The following is a 17,340-nucleotide window of genomic DNA, read 5'->3' as shown; positions in this document are numbered from 1 at the left end:
TGTCGAGGAAGTGTAAGCGTCGTTCTCAGGCCACGGCTTTGAGGGCTTGAGCGCAGTAAGTCCAGGGCAGCAGCTGGTCGATGTCGCGGTTTGGATGGCCGTTGACGATGCTGGTGAGCGCGCCGGTCAGGTAAGCAAGCGGATCGACGTCATTCAGCTTACAGGTTTCGACCAGGGAGGCGATGATGGCCCAGTGCTCGGCACCGCCGTCGGAGCCTGCGAACAGCGCATTTTTCCGGTTGATCGTGATCGGACGGATCGAACGTTCGACGGCGTTGTTGTCGAGCTCAATACGGCCATCATCGATGAAGCGCGTCAGACCCCCTCCCAGCGTGAGAGCGCATAGCGGATGGCGTCGGCGAGCTTGCCCTTCTGGCTGATCAGGGCGAGTTTTGCGTGTAGCCACTTCTGGAAGGTATCGGCAAGCGGCCGGCTTTTCTGCTGCCGGATGAGGCGACGCTCCTCGGCGCTGCGGCCGCGGATGTCCTTCTCAATCGCGTAGAACTCGGCGATGTGCTTCAGCGTCTCGCTCGCGATGGGTGCCGGGCCAGGTGTTGCGAGCTCATAGAAGTTGCGGCGCATGTGCGCCCAACAGAACGCAAGCTCAACGTTGCCCCGCTCAGCGAGTTTGGCATAGCCGGCGTAGCCGTCGACCTGCAGTATCCCCTTGAAGCCTGCGAGATGAACGATCGGTCGATCGGCTTTGCGATCGGGGGCATAGACATAGGCGACGCCCGGCGGATCGACGCCGCCCCATGGTCGGTCGTCCGCCGCATAGGCCCAGAGCTGACCGGTCTTAGTGCGCCCGCGGCCGGGATCAAGCACCGGCATTGTCGTCTCGTCGGCGAACAGCTTTGAGCTGCGCCATTGTTTCAGGCGTTCGCTACATCTTCCAATTCGCCGTCTCTCAAGATTGTGTTCACTCGCGCCATGGCGACCGCCACGATCGCCGCCTCGATATCGGCGCTGATGCCGCTGGTCACGCGGGATCTACTGCATGGTGGCGCGCAGACCTACGGCATCATGCTCGGTTTCTTTGGAGTTGGCGCCGTCATTGGGGCTCTTTATTTCGGTGAGGTGCGCAAGCGTATGAGCGGCGAAGCCGCGCTGCGCGCCTGCACACTCTCCATGGGAGGCGCGATCGCGGCGGTGGCGCTGAGCCACGAACCGGTGCTGACCGCTGTCGCGATGGTTTTGGCAGGAGCCGTATGGGTGATGGCTGTTACACTGTTTAATATCGGGGGTGCAGTTCTCCACGCCGCGCTGGGTGGCAGGCCGATCACTTGCAGCCTATCAGGCTGCGTTCTCCGGGGGTATTGCGATCGGGAGCTGGGGCTGGGGACGGCTCACCGATATCGCCGGCGTCCAGATGGACTGCTTATCTCCGCCACGCTGATGCTGCTCTCGGCGCGCCTCGGGTGCTGGCTCGGCATGCCGCGTATCACCGCTCACGATGAGGATGGCGACGCGGGAGCCGATCCTAAGGTGCGGCTCCCGCTTACGAATCCCAGCCGGCCATTGGTGGTCGAGATCGAATATCGTGTCGCACAGGAGAATGCGCGCTTTCTATAAAATTATGCAGAACGCGCAGTTGTCTCGCCAGCGCAATGGGCCTATGGCTGGTCGATTGCGCGTGACGCTGCGAATCCCGAACTGTGGACCGAACGCTATCATTGCCCGACATGGCTCGACTATTTGCGGCAGCGCAATCGCGCGACGCAGTCGGAGCGCGCACTCGACCGGAAAGCGATCGCCCTTCACATCGGACCTGAGCCCGTGCGCGTCCTACGCCTGTTGGAGCGTCCGTTCGGATCAGTGCGCTAAGCCTTCCCAAGCGCGCTTCGCTCGCTGCAGACGCTTCCTGCTCGGTTGATTGCAAACGGCAGCGGGATACATCGATAGTCAGCGGTCGATCTTGGCAGGTAGCTTGTCGGTTGACATCAGAAGCACCGCGCCGCGGCCCATGAAGCCCCGCGACGGGGATTGCTGTCGAGACCGACGCGCAACAGGCGTGCCTGCTGAGATTTCCATAAGAGAGCGAGCGGCAAAATGTCCACTCCAGTCGGAGAAGGGAATGTCACAAGAGCATCCGTTGGATCTGGAATGGCAACCCGACGACAGGACTTGTCGGTGGTGAAGATCGTGGGTACGAGCTTTCATCAACGCTCTCAAGGGCCTTGGCTCCGGATGGCCCACTTACGCCCCAGCGATACCATCGGCCCAATGATCGCTGCGTGGTAGGTCCCTGCGGCAAAGCGAGCCACTCGCGGTATTCCAAAAATCAGTGCCTCGAGGGAGAATTGTTCGGATCACTGATCCTTGCCGGCCAATGGGCTTGTCACCGACCGCATCGTTCTTTTCGAGCTTCTCAGGTTTACCACGCAGAGGTCCGGCGTAGCCGCCGAGTGTCCTTGCTCGCGCCGACACTACTGCATCACCACTTAGCTCCCGCCGCTTTAACTTCGGTTACTCAGTGCAAGGCCTGGTCAAAATTGACCGATCGTGCCTGGAATGACGGTCCACGGCGTCCAGCGTGCAAAATTGAAGGAATCGATCAATTTAGTGACTACATTTGATCGCAATTGATCACTTTTCGGCCGTGAGATTGCTCGGAGACAATCGAGGGCTTTATCGTGGTAGTGACCGAGCAGATTCCATCCTTTGAAGGTATCGTTGAAGCGAGCGCACGCCTCAAACGCTGGGTGGGGATGACGCCGCTCTTCCAATCCGAGCTTCTTTCCAAAGCATTCGAAGCTGAGGTCTGGCTGAAAGTGGAAACAGCTACGCCCATCGCTTCGTTCAAGTTGCGGGGTGCCTTCAATGCGCTGCTGACGGCGCGCGAAATGTCATCCTTACGACGAGCAGTGACGTCTTCAACCGGAAACCATGGTCAAGCTGTTGCATTTGCCGCTCGAGCCTTGGGTGTTCCGGCTGATATTTTTCTTCCCGACAACCCCAATCCGACAAAGCGGGACATGATTGCTGCCCTGGCGGGCGACCATTCACGTCGGAGGCTGTGATATTGACGATGCGAAGTGGCATGCCCAAGCCTTCTCCAAGGACATGCACGGCAACTTTGTCGACGATGGCGAAAATATCCATTTGATCGAGGGTGCAGGCACAATAGGGCTCGAAATTGGCACCACTCTTTCTGATATCGACTGGTTGTTCACGCCCTTGGGAAGCGGATCTCTCGCCTCGGGCACTGCGGCTGCATTGAAGGCACTGCAGCCCAACGTGCGTGTCGCTGCAGTGCAATCGGAAGGTTCTCCTGCAATGGTAGAAAGCTTCCACTCGCGCAAAAAGATCGAGCGACCAGTCGAGACTATCGCAGACTGCGTTACGTGCCGCGTACCTGCGGTATTGGTACTCAACGCTCTCGTGAGACACGTCGACGACGCCAATCTCGTGAGCGACCAAGCGCTTCTTTCGGCCGTACATACGCTCGCGAGCGATGCTCACATCCTCGTAGAAACTGGCGCAGCCGCCGGGCTCACCGGAGCTTGGGGACGGCGGCGTGAATTGAAGGGAAAGCGCATCGTTGTGCTATTACCGGTGCAAATATTTCAATGGATCATCTGAAACGCGCGCTGGCAGGACCCGTCTTGACCTCGATTTGAAAACCGAACAGCTCTACGTCACCTCCGCCACGACAACCAATTGCCGGAAGAAGTGAAACGGTTCATGAGCACAATTGAGAAGGTTTCGTGCAGCCGAACCTATTTGCAGGAGGAGCCGCAATCCACTTGAGTAGATACAATCGTGGTGACGCAGCAAGGCCACGCTAAATAGGCGATGTGCTAGATACACAGGTCGTCGACGAACTCTAGTCGGATCGTGTCCCTGAGCGTGGTGTAACTGGCGGTGGGACACCGCGTTCGCCGGCAAGAGCCGGACTGGTCAGCTGGCGATAGCCGGGAGACTGACGGTTGGATCATCGCTCAACGGCGCGATGGTTTCCAGCGTCATGTAACGGGCGCGCTGGACGGCCCATTCATCATTCTGTTCGAGCAGGATCGCGCCGATGAGGCGGACGATGGCGTCCTCATTGGGGAAGATGCCGACGACCTCGGTCCGGCGCTTGATCTCGCCGTTGAGGCGCTCGATCGGGTTGGTCGAGTGCAGCTTGGTGCGGTGCTGCGGCGGGAACGTCATGTAGGCCAGCACATCGGTCTCGGCCTCGTCGAGGAAGCCGGCGAGCTTGGGTAGCTTGGGGCGGAGCTGATCGGCGACCTTTCGCCATTGCGCTCGTGCGGCTTCGGCATCGTCCTGGGCAAACGCAGTGGCGATGAAGGCGGAGACGACACGCCGTCCGCTTTTGCCGGCATGGGCCAGCGCGTTGCGCATGAAGTGCACGCGGCAACGCTGCCAACTGGCGTTGAGCACCTTGGCGACGGTCGCCTTGATGCCCTCGTGGGCGTCGGAGACGACCAGCTTGACGCCGCGCAGGCCGCGGCGGGCGAGCTTGCGCAGGAACGCCGTCCAGAATGTCTCGGCCTCCGAGGGACCAATGTCCATACCGAGAACTTCGCGCCGGCCATCGCTGTTGACGCCGACCGCGACGATCACCGCGACCGACACGATGCGCCCCTGCTGGCGCACCTTCACGTAGGTGGCGTCGATCCACAGATACGGCCAATCGCCCTCGATCGGGCGAGCGAGGAACGCCTTCACCTTGTCGTCGATCTCCGCGCACAGCCGCGAGACCTGGCTCTTGGAGATGCCGCTCATGCCCATCGCCTGCACCAGGTCGTCGACCGAGCGGGTGGAGACGCCCTGCACATAGGCTTCCTGCACCACGGCGGTGAGCGCCTTCTCGGCCATCCGGCGCGGCTCCAGAAAGCCGGGGAAGTAGGAACCCTTGCGCAGCTTGGGGATACGCAGCTCGACCGTGCCGGCGCGGGTCTCCCAGGTCCGGTCGCGGTAGCCGTTGCGCTGCGCCAGGCGCTCGGCTCTTCTCGCCATAGGCGGCCCCAGTCTGGCCTTCCACTTCCAGCTCCATCAGGCGCTGGGCGGCAAAGCCGATCATCTCGCGCAGCAGATCGGCATCAGGGGTCTTCTCCACGAGCGTGCGGAGGTTCATCATCTCATCGGTCATCGGTGGTTCCTCGAATCAGGTTGGTATCAGCAACCCGACCCTACCGGCGAACTGCCGGTGACCACCGCAAAGCCGCCCGCCCGCTACGGCGCCATGGGAGGCCGCGCGTGCGGACGGCTTTGCTCTACCGAGCTACACCACCAATGGGGACACGACCTCTAGTCGTCCGTGAAGAACTCGATTCAGATCGGAACAAGCTGAAGTGCGAGGATGAGCTTGGCGAGGGTTTGGTGCAACCGACGCTCAAGCCAGGGGATGAGGCGACGGAAGTCGTAGCTGGCGGCGGCGCGGACGGCATTGGTGGCATCGCCCTGGCCGTGCCTGAGATAGTTCCGGCCCATCCGATGTTCGGATTTGAAATGGCCGATGGCCGCGCGGCGGGCCTCTCGCGTTTGACCTTGGGCGTCACCCGCCGCTTCTTCTCTGAGATGAATACCCTGACTTGTAGTCGGGTGGCGCATCGTGGCCGCGATAGCCTTTGTCGATAACGAGCCGCTCGATGATGTTGCCGATCAGCGCCCTCATCTCCGGGGGGCCACGGTCTTGAGCGTATGACCGTTGTAGAGGTTGCCCGGCAGGGCCTTCACATGGGTGACAAACTGGGCGGCGCCAGCGTCGTGGCGACGGAGACCTTGCCCCCGAACTGGTGGGCCTTGCCCATGCCGATCATCCATCTCCGGCGTGTGCAGCGAGTAGACCTTCGGTCCATGCTGGTGCTTCAGGTCAAGCACCCGTCGCGCCAGCGCCAGCATGCGGCCGAGGACAATCTCACCGAGCAAGCCAGTGCGGCCTTGCGGGTGATGTCGCGGGTGACGCGGTCGAGATAGGTTCGGAGCGTCTTCAAGGCTCGGTTAGCGCGCTCGAACTGCTTGGCGTGGACATAGCGCTGAAGCTTGATCAGCTCGAACTTGCTCACCGCGCATAGGATTGCTGCAACGCGAGGCCCTGCCGTTTTGCCGCCGGACGAGGATTTCGCGAGTACGGTTGAGAATCCCGTCATCGGTCGCGAACATCACGTTCTTGGGCTGCACCGTGGTGTCGACGATGACGCGCTTGAGGTCGGACGGCTTAATCGCCTCGGTATTGCTGGCGACCAAGAGGCTCTCCTGCAGCAGCGCTTGCAGCTCCTCCTCGCCCATCCGTTGGCGCCAGCGCGTCAGCGAGGAGCGATTGAACACGAGGCGGTGCTGGAAGAACTCGCACGGTCGTCGCGACGTCGATGTCTCCACGCAAGCTAGGCGAAGGGATTAAGACCGACCGGCGCGCGCGATCTCATCCGGGCGCGGATGCATCGATGCAGCTCATGCGGGCTCGACAGCAACTGCAGGCATTCCTATTGCGTCACGGTCGCCCTTACAAGATCGGCAAGAACGGGACCCGGCGACATCGCTCCCGGCTTTCCGGTCAAACCTTTGATCAGCCCGCGCATCAGATTGTTTTTCAGGCTTACCTTGAAGCAGTCTGGACGGCGCAAGACCGCCATGACCAGCTTATCCGGCGCATCAGCACGATGGCCGCTCATTGGTCGATGGAGTAGCACGTGGAGGCGCTGCGTGAGTTGCGAGGTCTCGATTTCATCTCCTCCACGACGCTTGTCACAGCGATCGGCGCTCGCCCGTCACGAGCTTGCCCGATTCCGCCATTCTCCGTCACGTTGTGTTCGCTTCGCAGCCTTTTGATCCGCCCGCAACTGTGCGAGGCCGGGCGGCGGCGTGGAACTGCCGGTCTTCGTCCGTTGCGCGGACGCCGAGATTTACACGGCGGCTACGTTGTGATGGTGGCGGCCGACCGCGAGGCGCGCGTCCTCACCCCAACTGTCGAGCATGTGGCAGCGGTTCGCCACCGCGTCCGAGGCGCCGCAGCGTGCGCTGTCACGATACGCACGATCGCGGGCAACGACCTTGATTCCCGGCCAACGCGCAACACTGTCGATCAGAAGCAGATCAAGCACGCAGTTGCGCCCCAGATAGCAGATGATCGTTCCACATCGCTGGCCACGACGCCAAGCCAAATCGTAGATGCCGACGACGGTCGGGGGATTCCAGATCTTGTCGAGATTCCTCACAAGATCTGTCTCGAACATCTCCAAGGTTTGTCAGTCTACGTCGGTCGCTCTGCGTTGGTTCAAGAGTACGACTACCTGAGCCGATCCCTTTGCTCCGTCCCCATTACAGGGCCCCGACGCTCCTACGGATCGGTCCGCCCTAGACTCTTGCATCCGTCAATGGGACGATGTTCGGGTCGCGAGAAACGAGGCTCCGCCCTGCCGTGACAGTTGAGGATCTTGAGCCAAATCAAGGCGCAGGTGAGAATCTGCCCAAGAATTCCATATTTGAGATCCCTCTCACTCATCGTCTGAGCGTACCGCTGGGGCAAGTCGCAGCGAACCCTATTTTGTTCAATGTTTCGGCCAAAGCTCCCTCGAAGATTTGAAGACCTTGATTTAGCGTCTCAAGGTCAATCGTAAGTGCGGGTAAAAATTTTACGACCTGATCGGCGCACTCACACTGCTCCACCATTAATCCCTTTTCAAATGCCTTGCGCGTCGTGGCATCCGCGACGTTGCCATTTTGGCAATCAAACCCCAGCGCCATGCCCCTTCCCCGAACAACGAAATTGCGTCCACAGCCGGAAGCTATGGTCTCAAGTCGAGACCGCAAAACCGTTCCCATGCGGTGAACACCCTGCGAAAAGGTCTGGGTGCGCCAATAGAGGTTCACGGCTGCGGTTGCAGATACTAGTGCCAGATTGTTTCCGCGAAACGCGCTCGTGCATCTCGCTGATCTCGATTCGATGATACTGTCCTTGATCAACAACATTGAGAGTGGCAGACCGTAGCCACTTAACGAGTTCGATAGCACCACAATATCTGGCGACAGCCCCGCGAACTCGAAACTAAAGAAATCGCCGGTGCGACCACAACCCATTTGGACATCGTCAATTATAAAGAGGGCGCCCACATCCCTTGCTATGTCCTGAATTGATAGCAACCATTCTTTGGCGGCCACGTATATACCACCTTCTCCTTGCACTGTTTCCACGAGAATGGCAGCTGGACGATCGACGCCGCTGCTCTCGTCTGTTAGAACTTTTCGCAGGTAGCCGGCCGTATCAACGTCTGGTCCAAGATAACCATCATACGGCATGAAAGTTACGTCAGACAAAGACACGCCACTCGTCGTACGATCTTTTCCGCTAGCACCAACCGCTCTCAGGCTAGTACCATGATATGCGTGTGTAAATAAAATGATCTTCTGGCGCCCTGTAACTGTGCGTGAGAGTTCTATCGCTACCTCGATGACACTCTCCGCGAATTGACACCGGTATTGTAGACCCCGCTGTCGGAGTATTACCGAGCTGAACGTCTCCATAAACTCCAGCTTCGCGGAAGTGTTCATGTTAAAGGCGGAGACTGCAGCATCCGATTCCAGATACTTGGTAATAGCAACTTTAATCTGATGATTGTTGTGACCGTAGTTCAGCGTTCCCGCATCGGAATGAAAGTCAATCAGCTTTCGACCATCCGCCATTAGCACAATAGAGCTGCGCGCTCGGCTGAGAAGGTCGGAAAACGATCGCGAGTTCGAGCGGATATCTGATCTTGGGGCCTTGAAGGGCTGCACTTTTCGTCCTCCAAAACTATTCACCGACGATGGCGTCCTCTGCCAGTAAGTGGTTCGAGTACAGCGCACGCGGCGCTGGGATACGAAAGGCCGGTTGAGCGCCGCGTGGCAGGGTTGCGTCGTAAAGCACGTCGCGGCGAGCACCTCTGCTCACTTACCCGATAACCAAGAATACTGAGACTACCAGGATTGGTAGTATTCTTGTGATAGCTACGCACCTTCCTACCATCTGGCGCGCGTCGTCCGCATCTCGGCGAAAGCATTCGCTGCTGACCTCGCTTCTCAGTTAAAGCTTAGAGCCAGCCCCCAGGATACGCAGCTCCCAGCTCCGATGGGCTGCTCTGCGCCAGGAGCGCGCAAGCGGCCAGCGCTCGTGCGCGTAACTGATTTTAGCTGCCCGACATCGGTCCAGCTATAGAGATGATTGGCGACTCCTCGCTCGCTGGACGCCATATGAAATAGCTCACATTATCCTGATAAGCCGTTCAAGAGCCACGCGATGTTGAAGCCATTCATCCATGCGGGGCTTGCAGGAGACAGTCGCGATCAGAGCTCCGAGGAAGGCCGAGGCCAAGGCCCTTATCCGCTGCACGAGGGACAACTTGCTGGTGCGATCGACTGCGACGTAGAGCTAGAGCTAGAGCTCGCCTTCGAGCGAACGGAGCTCAACGTTTGGACGTGGAAATAGCTTATCGGATTAGCCTTGCGCTTTTCTTTGAAGGATTATCGACATTTACCTCCGGCAGTCGGTTGATGCCGTCCCGGAGGAACGATACAGGAATCGCCGCTTCTGGTGCGAGGTCATCAGCTGCCGTGCATAAAGGCAATCGTCGAGCGATAGCAGTATATATCGCCGGAAGCGATGATGATCGCTCCTCCTCGATGGAAGAGATGATCGACTTGGCTTCCTGGCAGGATCGCTGTCAGGCTCTTAGCTATTTTGTACTGCTTGATGGAGCGCCTCCGTCGTGATTGCGCAGCCTGTCCTGTAACGCATCCTTGGAATCGGGCGAGACACCATCAAAGCTTTCAACTAAAGACCTTAAACTCACTGCAGATAGGGTTCAGTCCAGCGTCGTTTCGTCACTCTAACGAGCCCCTCTTTGTCCTTTGGAGTTCCGCTTCGGAGAGCATGTTCGTGCCGATGATTCCCTCCCTCGTCAGATCCGCGATCTCGGCATCGGAGAGTCCGAGAAGCCCTGACAAGACCTCTCTGTTATGTTCTCCTAACGTCGGCGCCGCCGTGCGAATCGCGTAGGGTGCTTGGCCTTCTCGAATCGGCATCGAGGGCTGTGGATGCGATCCAATGAAGGGCCGATCAATCTCCTGTAGAAACGCGCGTGACTTTAGATGCCGATCGTTGAGCAACTCGATTGGCAGGCGGGCCACGCCAGCCGCAACCCGTACGCTCTGCAATTCGGACATAGCCCTATCCGCATCGCGGGCATGCGTCCAAGCTTCAATGCCTCTTTCGATGTCGCCTTCTACCCGACGGCGACCTTCCGCAGACTGCAAGGATTTGTCCTTGGCCCAGTCTGGTCGGCCAATAAGGATGGCAAGCCTCTGCCACATGTCCTCATCCGTAGCCGCTACTAGGATCCAGTTGTCGTTCCCTGCACATCGGAAGCAACCATGCGGGACGAACTGCGGATGTCGATTGCCATATCTTGGCGGCTCCATACCGTCGATCGAGTGGACCGTGATCCATGGCGCCGCGAACGGCATCATGCATTCGACCTGTGCAAGATCAATGAATTGTCCTTGCCCAGTCTTGCGGGCATGAATCAACGCGACTAAAATTGCAGCGCAGCCGTTCAACCCGCCAACAGCATCTCCGAACGCGATGTGACTCATCACTGGCGGTCCGTCAATGTCTCCGACCACGCTCGGTAATCCGGACCCCTGTTCAAGAGTTGAACCGTACGCTCGGCAACTACGATGGACACTATTCGCACCAAAGGCCGACATAGACATCACGACCAGGCGATGGTTTAGCGCGCTGAGCACGTCATAGCCGAGCCCGAACTTCGGCAGCACATCAACCGAGTAGTTATCGACGACAACGTCGGCGCCGACCAACAATCGTTTGGCGAGAGCGAGACCCTGCGGCCGCGTCAGGTCGAGCGTGATCCCACGCTTGTTGCGGTTCATAATGCAGAAGCGCGGTGTTTTTTCGTACATCAGGCCATTCACGTACGCGGGCCGCCGGTCAACGCCGCGCCACCAATCCGGATATTGGATGGCCTCGATCTTGATGACGTCCGCGCCAAGATCGGCCAGTGTGCGAGTGCACAATGGGCCTGCCCAGCCCATTGTAAAGTCGATTACTCGAATCCCCCGTAACGGCCCTCGGTCGGCATCGCAGCTGGATCCCGCCGGCGCAGTATCAGTTAACTGTCTTCGAACGTTCGCAAAAGTCTGCTGCTCGCCGGGGGCCGGAACGCTTCCGCCCTGGCGTGGCGGCGTCAATGTCAGCCGCTGCATCGCCCCAACGGTCATGCACTTTTCTTCGCCAAGCAGAACAGGCACGAGTGCGCCGCGCGCTTTTTTCTCCGCGTCCTGGAGTAACTCTGATATCCTCGGCACCGGCACGACCGGGATCTTGCGCTTCACCCCCTCCGCAAACCACTCCTGTGCTGTCCGCGTCTTCAACCTCGGAACAAACTGTCGTTCGATCTCTCCCATGCGCGGCAAACGATCGGCGCTCAAAAGCAGAGTCGGATCATCACGCAATTCAGGCAGGTCGAGCATATCGCAGAATGCGCGCCATTGTGCTGGCGCGATTGTGGTAACGCCGAGCCAGCCTTCTTTGCACTCGTAAATTCCGACCGGAAAGGTTAGCGAGAAGCGATTAACGCCAATCCGGTGCATTACATCGCCACGCGCAAACGCCTCCAACATGAGATCCTCGCTGAGAGCAAGGCTCGATTCAAAAATACTCAGAGACCATGATCGCCCTAACCCGCCCTGCATTCGCGTAACCGCACCGGAAGCGGCGGCGGTGAAGCCCCACAGTCCAGCAACGATACCCGTCTGGAAATCCGGTGCGTACGATGGCGGGCCGTCCGCCGGTCCGACCAATTTGATGAGACCGGCAAGCGCGCGGATGGTCGAATCGGTCGCAGCATATCCTGCATACGGTCCTTCGTCGCCGAACCAACTGGCTTCGAGATAGATCAACCCGGGACGCCGCTGCCGGATCGCGGCCACGTCAATAGGCGGGCAATCTGCGCAATCAACGTCGCGACCGTCGATCAAAATATCGCAATCCTCAACTAGCTTCGTGAGCCGTCTGATCGCGTCCGGGTTAGCGGCGTCGATGATGATGCTCGACTTATTGAAGTTCAGGAATGCGAACCACGCGCTCTGTCCTTTGGGCGTGAACGGCGCACTGCGACGAAGTGGATCGCCTCCTGGCGGCTCAACTTTCTGAACGTCGGCCCCAAAATCGGCAAACAAGCGCGCGCAATAGCTAGTTGCGACCGCGCTACCGATCTCGGTGACCCGCAGGTGCGACAATGCTCTCATCGATAGTTCCATTTTACCACCCTATTGGCACTGTAGAATGTGATCGGCGATCCGACTGAGGCCATCACCACCAAGGCGCGGGCATCTGGCGATTGCGACTGGTTCGGAGCGGCAACATCTCCAGATCCGCACGTTGCCAGCGCAAATCCATCACTTTCAGGTGTCGCCTTGTTGAAACGAGACGAGATCCGCTGCTGCATTTCATTCTCCATTCTGTCGCTGACAAGGACGGACACCAGGCCGGTCACAAGAAGTCGGCTCGACTGCACAGCTTTGCGGCAACCAGATGAAATGGACGTTCAATAAAGCATGGGCGGGCGCGGCTCAATGGACGCGGCGGTAAATACCACTTAACCACGTACAACATCGGTTGGTCAGCTACCAAATCAGATAGACAGAGGGCGTACGAGCGCTCCGTGGCCGCCCGTCAGGCTTATGACTCGACTCGTTCCACTCTGTTGCTCAAGTCGACCGATGCCGCGCCTGATCCCCTTAGAGACAGCGATCAGCTTTCCGTTGGGGCCTACCGATCCCGAGAATATGCAGGTCAAATATGTTCATAGGTCCCGAGGTGATCATCGGCTAGCGCTAGCGCATCTTCTTGCTGCTACCACTGGCTCCAACAGACAAGAGTTCCGAATGCCACACGCCATTTGTCAGATCTCGAACCACTGGCGCTCAACATTCGATATTAAGGATCATTGAATCGATCGAAAGACCGATCTGTCTTGCGCGTTCTCGGAGAGGCTGACTACTGTTTACAACGCGCGCTCCTCGCAGTTGGCTTTGCTTTACAGTTTTTTTCACCGCAATGAGGATGTCCCAGACCGTCCGCGTACGACTTCCTAGCGGACGTGATTTTCGGAGAGGTCATGGGGTGAGTTCTGGTCGAGCGGAGCAAACGATCCTGCCGCCATCGCGGATGGAGAGGATATCTATGCTTTCCGCGCCGCAGAGTTGCCATGGCGGATGAAAACGCACCCATTAGGATGGCGACAAGATACGGCTCGAGCGCCCGCGCCTTGCCGAGTGCCTCTATCACGATCATAGTTTTCACAGCAGTGGCACCGAAAACGCTGTCAGCATTCACGAACCGGGAGGCCGCTCGGCGAGCTTGCTCCAAGTCGCCTGGCTCGCGCCGCCCCTCCCCGAAAGTATTTCCTGAACCGTGCTGGCACGACTATTGCTATCGAGTGATGCGGAAGATTAGCCGAAAACTGCTCAACCCCGATTTATCCATCGTCTCTTCGGATGGAATTCGATCGAGTCCACTGCACCGAATGTTCTTCAGGATCCTATCATCCTTCTTTGCTCTGCCTCTCCCTGAGTCATCCATGACCTGTAGGATCATTTCCTCAGACCGCCAGCCGTCGCACATTTTGACGGATATGACATAGACCCAACTCGATTAGCTGCATTTTTGTTTTAATCTACCACACTATCTCGATACAACCTGAAGCATGAAACGGCGCTTCAGGCCCGGTCGAAAAACAGACGACGACTATACCCGTCACTGACACATGACGATTGATCGTGGAGATCCGCCCAACACTGTCAGTGTCCTGATCGAATTTCGTACTTGTTGCCGCCTAAAGCTAGGGTGCTTGTTGGAGAAAAGCTATGACCGCTCGTGATTGTACCGTCACAACGATTCCTTACGTTCCGTTTTCGCAAAGGGAGTACGAAGATCGGGTCGAGCAAGCGCGGCGTTTGATGAAGCAATACGCGTTCGACGCACTTCTGGTGACCTCCGAATACAACTTGCGCTATTTTGTCGGCGAGATTAGCTCCACGCCCCATCAGACCACCCGACCGCGCTTTCTCCTTATCCCCTTGTCTGGCGATGTTGTCGGAATTGTTCCTACCGGGATCGAGGAGTTTTACAAAGAAACGACTTGGGTAAAGAATTGCCGAAGTTGGCCCAGTCCAAATCCAGAGGACGAGGGCATTTCCACGCTTATCAAAGCGTTCCGTGATTTGCTGCCGAAGCATGCAAAAATCGGGACGGAGCTCGGCGCCGAAAGCAGGCTGGGCATGCCTGTGGCAGACTTCCTACGTCTCGTGGACGCGATCAAGCCACAGACGTTCGCCGATGCATCGGATCCGATTTTTACTCCCTTACGGATGATAAAGTCACCTGCGGAGATCGATCGAATTCGTATTGTGAATCGGATTGTTTCGGAAGCATTCGACAATCTGGCCCCAAAGTTACGCCACGGAATGACAGAACGAGACGCTTGTCGTCTCTTTGAACTCGAATGCTTCACTCGCGGTGCCGACAAGACCACTAGGATCCAGGGTGTCTCTGGACGTGGTGGTTACACGCGTTACTACGGTGCTCCATCCGACAAAGTTCTCTCTGATGAGGATCTACTTTTTATCGATGCTGGCTGTTTGTTCGATTACTATTGGAGTGACTTCGATCGACACTATTCCTTCGGCGCACCTGATCCGCATACGGAAAATGCCTATCGAGTCGTTTGGGACGCAACGGAGGCAGGCATCGCCGCGGTTAAGCCTGGAATCCCGATCTGCGATGTTTTTGCCGCAATGTCAGATGTGCTGAGTGGCTCAAAGAATCGAGGCAAAGCGACCACGATCGGGCGGATGGGTCATTCAATGGGCCTCTGGATGCCGGAGCCACCTTCGGTTCACCCCGACGATAAGACGATTCTAGAGCCGGGTCTGGTGATTAATATCGAGCCAAGTACAGCTTATCCTTCTTATTTCGACGGTTCACCGAAGGTGATGGTCCACGAAGAGGTTGTTGTTGTGACGGACAATGGCGTAGAGTTGCTCACGTCTCGCGCTCCTCGAACAATACCTGTCGTGGGTAAGTAATTTGAGGGTACCGGCTGAAGAAACTCTACTCCTGCGCTGGGAAGAATAGCTGGATGCTTTTGATCATAGCTCGTGGTCCACTTCAGGGATCCGCTCGGATAAACAGAGTTCTACGTAGTCCGGCTCCTTGTTTCATTCTCTCGCTGTGCAAACGCGCAGCCATCCTCGCGAACAGCTGGGTCGGAGTGAGACGAGGTGAACTTTCCGCCGGGAGCGCATTGATGCCAACGCCACCTCTGGGAGACAAGAATGATCGATCTGCTTAGCGATACCGTAACCTTGCCAACTCAGGAGATGCGGCAGGCGATGTTCAAGGCGGAAGTGGGCGACTCCGGGTACGGCGAGGACCCTACAGTCAACCGGCTTGAAGCATTGGCGGCCGAAATGTTCGGTAAGGAAGCTGCAGCTTTCGTGTCGAGCGGATGTCAGGGAAATCTTACTGCGCTATTAGCGCATTGTCCCCGTGGTTACGAGGTGATCCTGGGCGATCGCTCAGATCTCTACGACTTCGAGGCTGGCAGCGTTTCGGTGGTGGGTGGCCTCGTCCTCCATCCGGTTTCGACCGAATCCGACGGGCGGCTGTCGTTGGATAACCTGCGCGCGGCGGTTCGTGACAAGACCGACTACCAATGCGCGCTCCGGGAGTCATTGTGCTAGAAAATCCGCACTGTCAAAACGGCGGACGCGTCCTGCCGAGGCCATATATCAAGGAGGTTCGGGCATTCGCTGACGAACACGGCTTGCCGTTGCACATCGATGGGGCCCGTATCTTCAACGCGGCAATCGCGTCGAAGCGGACACCGGCGGAAATCGCAGAAGATGTTGACTCGATCATGTTTAGTCTCTCCAAAGGGCTCGCCGCGCCATTTGGTTCTATGGTTTGCGGGGCGCGGCCGTTCATTGATCGGGTGAAGCGGTATCGGAAGCTTCTAGGTGGCGGCCTTCGTCAAGCCGGCATTATGGCCAGCGCGGGTATTGTGGCGCTTCAAACTATGGTTGGTCGGTTGGCTGAAGACCATCGGCGCGCGCAACTTCTGGGTGAAAGGATCCGCGCAATTCCCGGCATTCGCCTCGAGCCCTCTGTCATCGAGACTAATATGGTCTTCTTCCGCCTCGAGCAAGACGGTCTATCGACCTCGGATTTCCTTACCGCGCTGTCACGACGGGGGGTGCGGATGGGCGCGCTGCGCGAAGGCGTAGTTCGTGCCGTTCTCCACTATCTGATCAGCGATGAGGATATCGAAGTCATCGCAAACGCCGTTCGGTCGGTCCTGCAGGCGCAAGCACGGTGGTTTGCATCCAAGAACTGAGATGTTCTTCCGATTACTATAGCGCGAGCTAGCTTGCGAACCAATTCGACGAGAGCGGATCCACTAGGTACCGTTTTTCTATCTATTTTCGGGTTGGCCCATCGAAAGCATATGTGCGGATCATCGTCCGCAGTTGCTTGCGTTTTTCGTACTTGGCTGCCGACTGCGCCATTAGACGTGCTAGAAGCCCTACTCAGGCAGATCCATGTGTCGGTGCTCAGCTCTAACGAACCCATCCGAGTGCCGGAGAAACTTCACAATCCATAAGCCGGGCGTTTCCAATTCTTTCAATTGACTGCCCCGATTTGCAACATCAGTGTGCCGCAGAGCCCCTTCAGATCGTTTGTGCGCAGTCTTGGGAGCACTGTTAGAAGAGCCATCTTCGGCAAGGACGCTCACAATGGACGACCATTCGGACGACATAAGACGACCGTTGTCGCCGCGTATTGAAGTGTGCGCTGGCGTGGGCCGGAAAGGCGGAGTCGTGACAGATATCGCACGCCGCCATGGCTGCCGGCCCAGCAGGTGTACAGCTTGCTGGCGGATAGCGCGTTTGGGTCAATTGGTGCGACTGGTCTCTCGGCCGATACATTATCGTTCGTGCCATTCGTCTCGAAATCTTCGCTTCCGACGGCTGCGGAGCCGTCCCGATCACCGGAATCAGCCACAGTTACGGTTGAGTTCCCGGGAGCGGGCGTGCGCGGAGCGCCCGGCGTTGTCGTGCTGAGCGACGTGTTTTGGCGCTACGTCGGACATCTTCGTGCTGACGCGCCACCTGCCGGCCTCATGATTTACATTGCGATCCGACTTGCGGACCTCAGAAAGGACGCAGATGGTTTGGCGCTTTTAGCGAAGGGAGCCGATGGGCCATGACCCGATGAAAAGGACAGCGGTAGCCTTCCGTGCGAAGCGCACCGACCGGGTGAAGGTTATCGTCTGA

Annotated in this window: 10 protein-coding genes and 4 pseudogenes; 7 read left to right on the top strand and 7 right to left on the bottom strand. The window is 58.0% G+C overall.

All coding sequences use genetic code 11. From position 1 onward, the window contains the following. Nucleotides 1-25 precede the first annotated feature (25 nt). A pseudogene (tnpC, locus tag P6U25_RS09885) lies at nucleotides 26-861 on the bottom strand (IS66 family transposase); the annotation flags it as partial. Here tnpC and P6U25_RS09880 point away from each other — a divergent pair. From P6U25_RS09880 to P6U25_RS09870, 3 genes and pseudogenes are all read left to right on the top strand, one after another. Next, a pseudogene (locus P6U25_RS09880) lies at nucleotides 846-1,824 on the top strand (MFS transporter); the annotation flags it as partial. The pseudogenes tnpC and P6U25_RS09880 overlap by 16 nt on opposite strands. Before the next feature lie 809 nt (nucleotides 1,825-2,633). After that, nucleotides 2,634-3,020, top strand: coding sequence for a pyridoxal-phosphate dependent enzyme (locus P6U25_RS09875; RefSeq protein WP_407151118.1), 387 nt, complete (start codon nucleotides 2,634-2,636; stop codon nucleotides 3,018-3,020). After that, the gene (locus P6U25_RS09870; protein WP_407151117.1) at nucleotides 2,980-3,582 is read left to right on the top strand and encodes a pyridoxal-phosphate dependent enzyme; all 603 of its coding nucleotides are present in this window, start codon (nucleotides 2,980-2,982) and stop codon (nucleotides 3,580-3,582) included. The genes P6U25_RS09875 and P6U25_RS09870 overlap by 41 nt, the downstream gene beginning before the upstream one ends. Before the next feature lie 318 nt (nucleotides 3,583-3,900). Here the strand turns inward: P6U25_RS09870 and P6U25_RS09865 are convergent. Then, nucleotides 3,901-5,098: pseudogene (locus P6U25_RS09865) on the bottom strand (IS256 family transposase). 182 nt (nucleotides 5,099-5,280) lie between these two features. Then, nucleotides 5,281-6,297, bottom strand: a pseudogene (locus P6U25_RS09860) (IS5/IS1182 family transposase); the annotation flags it as partial. A 95-nt stretch (nucleotides 6,298-6,392) separates the two neighbouring features. Between P6U25_RS09860 and P6U25_RS09855 the strand changes: the two are divergent. Next, nucleotides 6,393-6,635: a hypothetical protein gene (locus P6U25_RS09855; protein ID WP_407151116.1), complete on the top strand. Its 243-nt coding sequence runs from the start codon at nucleotides 6,393-6,395 to the stop codon at nucleotides 6,633-6,635. 216 nt (nucleotides 6,636-6,851) lie between these two features. Here P6U25_RS09855 and P6U25_RS09850 read toward each other — a convergent pair whose 3' ends face one another. The 4 genes from P6U25_RS09850 to P6U25_RS09835 all read right to left on the bottom strand — a co-directional run bounded on the left by P6U25_RS09850 (nucleotide 6,852) and on the right by P6U25_RS09835 (nucleotide 12,449). After that, on the bottom strand, nucleotides 6,852-7,187 hold the full coding sequence (locus P6U25_RS09850) for a hypothetical protein (protein ID WP_407151115.1): 336 nt from the start codon (nucleotides 7,185-7,187) through the stop codon (nucleotides 6,852-6,854). A 259-nt stretch (nucleotides 7,188-7,446) separates the two neighbouring features. Then, nucleotides 7,447-8,721: a diaminobutyrate--2-oxoglutarate transaminase gene (locus tag P6U25_RS09845; RefSeq protein ID WP_407151114.1), complete on the bottom strand. Its 1,275-nt coding sequence runs from the start codon at nucleotides 8,719-8,721 to the stop codon at nucleotides 7,447-7,449. Nucleotides 8,722-9,804: 1,083 nt separating this feature from the next. After that, nucleotides 9,805-12,249 (bottom strand): CaiB/BaiF CoA transferase family protein, encoded by a 2,445-nt coding sequence (locus P6U25_RS09840; RefSeq protein WP_407151113.1) that lies wholly within the window; start codon nucleotides 12,247-12,249, stop codon nucleotides 9,805-9,807. Further along, nucleotides 12,246-12,449 (bottom strand): hypothetical protein, encoded by a 204-nt coding sequence (locus P6U25_RS09835; protein WP_407151112.1) that lies wholly within the window; start codon nucleotides 12,447-12,449, stop codon nucleotides 12,246-12,248. The genes P6U25_RS09840 and P6U25_RS09835 overlap by 4 nt, the downstream gene beginning before the upstream one ends. Nucleotides 12,450-13,869: 1,420 nt before the next feature. On the opposite strand from P6U25_RS09835, the gene P6U25_RS09830 reads away from it, so the two are divergent. The 3 genes from P6U25_RS09830 (at nucleotide 13,870) to P6U25_RS09820 (ending at nucleotide 16,400) form a co-directional block, all read left to right on the top strand. Then, entirely contained in the window at nucleotides 13,870-15,090 is a 1,221-nt protein-coding gene (locus tag P6U25_RS09830; RefSeq protein WP_407151111.1) for a M24 family metallopeptidase, read from the top strand. 249 nt (nucleotides 15,091-15,339) lie between these two features. Continuing rightward, on the top strand, nucleotides 15,340-15,747 hold the full coding sequence (locus tag P6U25_RS09825) for a beta-eliminating lyase-related protein (RefSeq protein WP_407151110.1): 408 nt from the start codon (nucleotides 15,340-15,342) through the stop codon (nucleotides 15,745-15,747). Beyond that, nucleotides 15,720-16,400 carry a GntG family PLP-dependent aldolase gene (locus tag P6U25_RS09820; RefSeq protein ID WP_407151109.1) on the top strand — a complete coding sequence of 227 codons (681 nt, stop codon included), beginning with the start codon at nucleotides 15,720-15,722 and terminating at the stop codon, nucleotides 16,398-16,400. Before P6U25_RS09825 ends, P6U25_RS09820 begins: the two co-directional genes overlap by 28 nt. The last annotated feature ends 940 nt before the right edge of the window (nucleotides 16,401-17,340 follow it).

Origin of the sequence: Bradyrhizobium sp. ORS 86, assembly GCF_045571475.1 — a bacterium.
Classification (GTDB): Bacteria; Pseudomonadota; Alphaproteobacteria; order Rhizobiales; family Xanthobacteraceae; genus Bradyrhizobium.
Note: the sequence above shows the minus strand (reverse complement) of the source record. Positions and strands in the feature narration are given on the sequence as shown.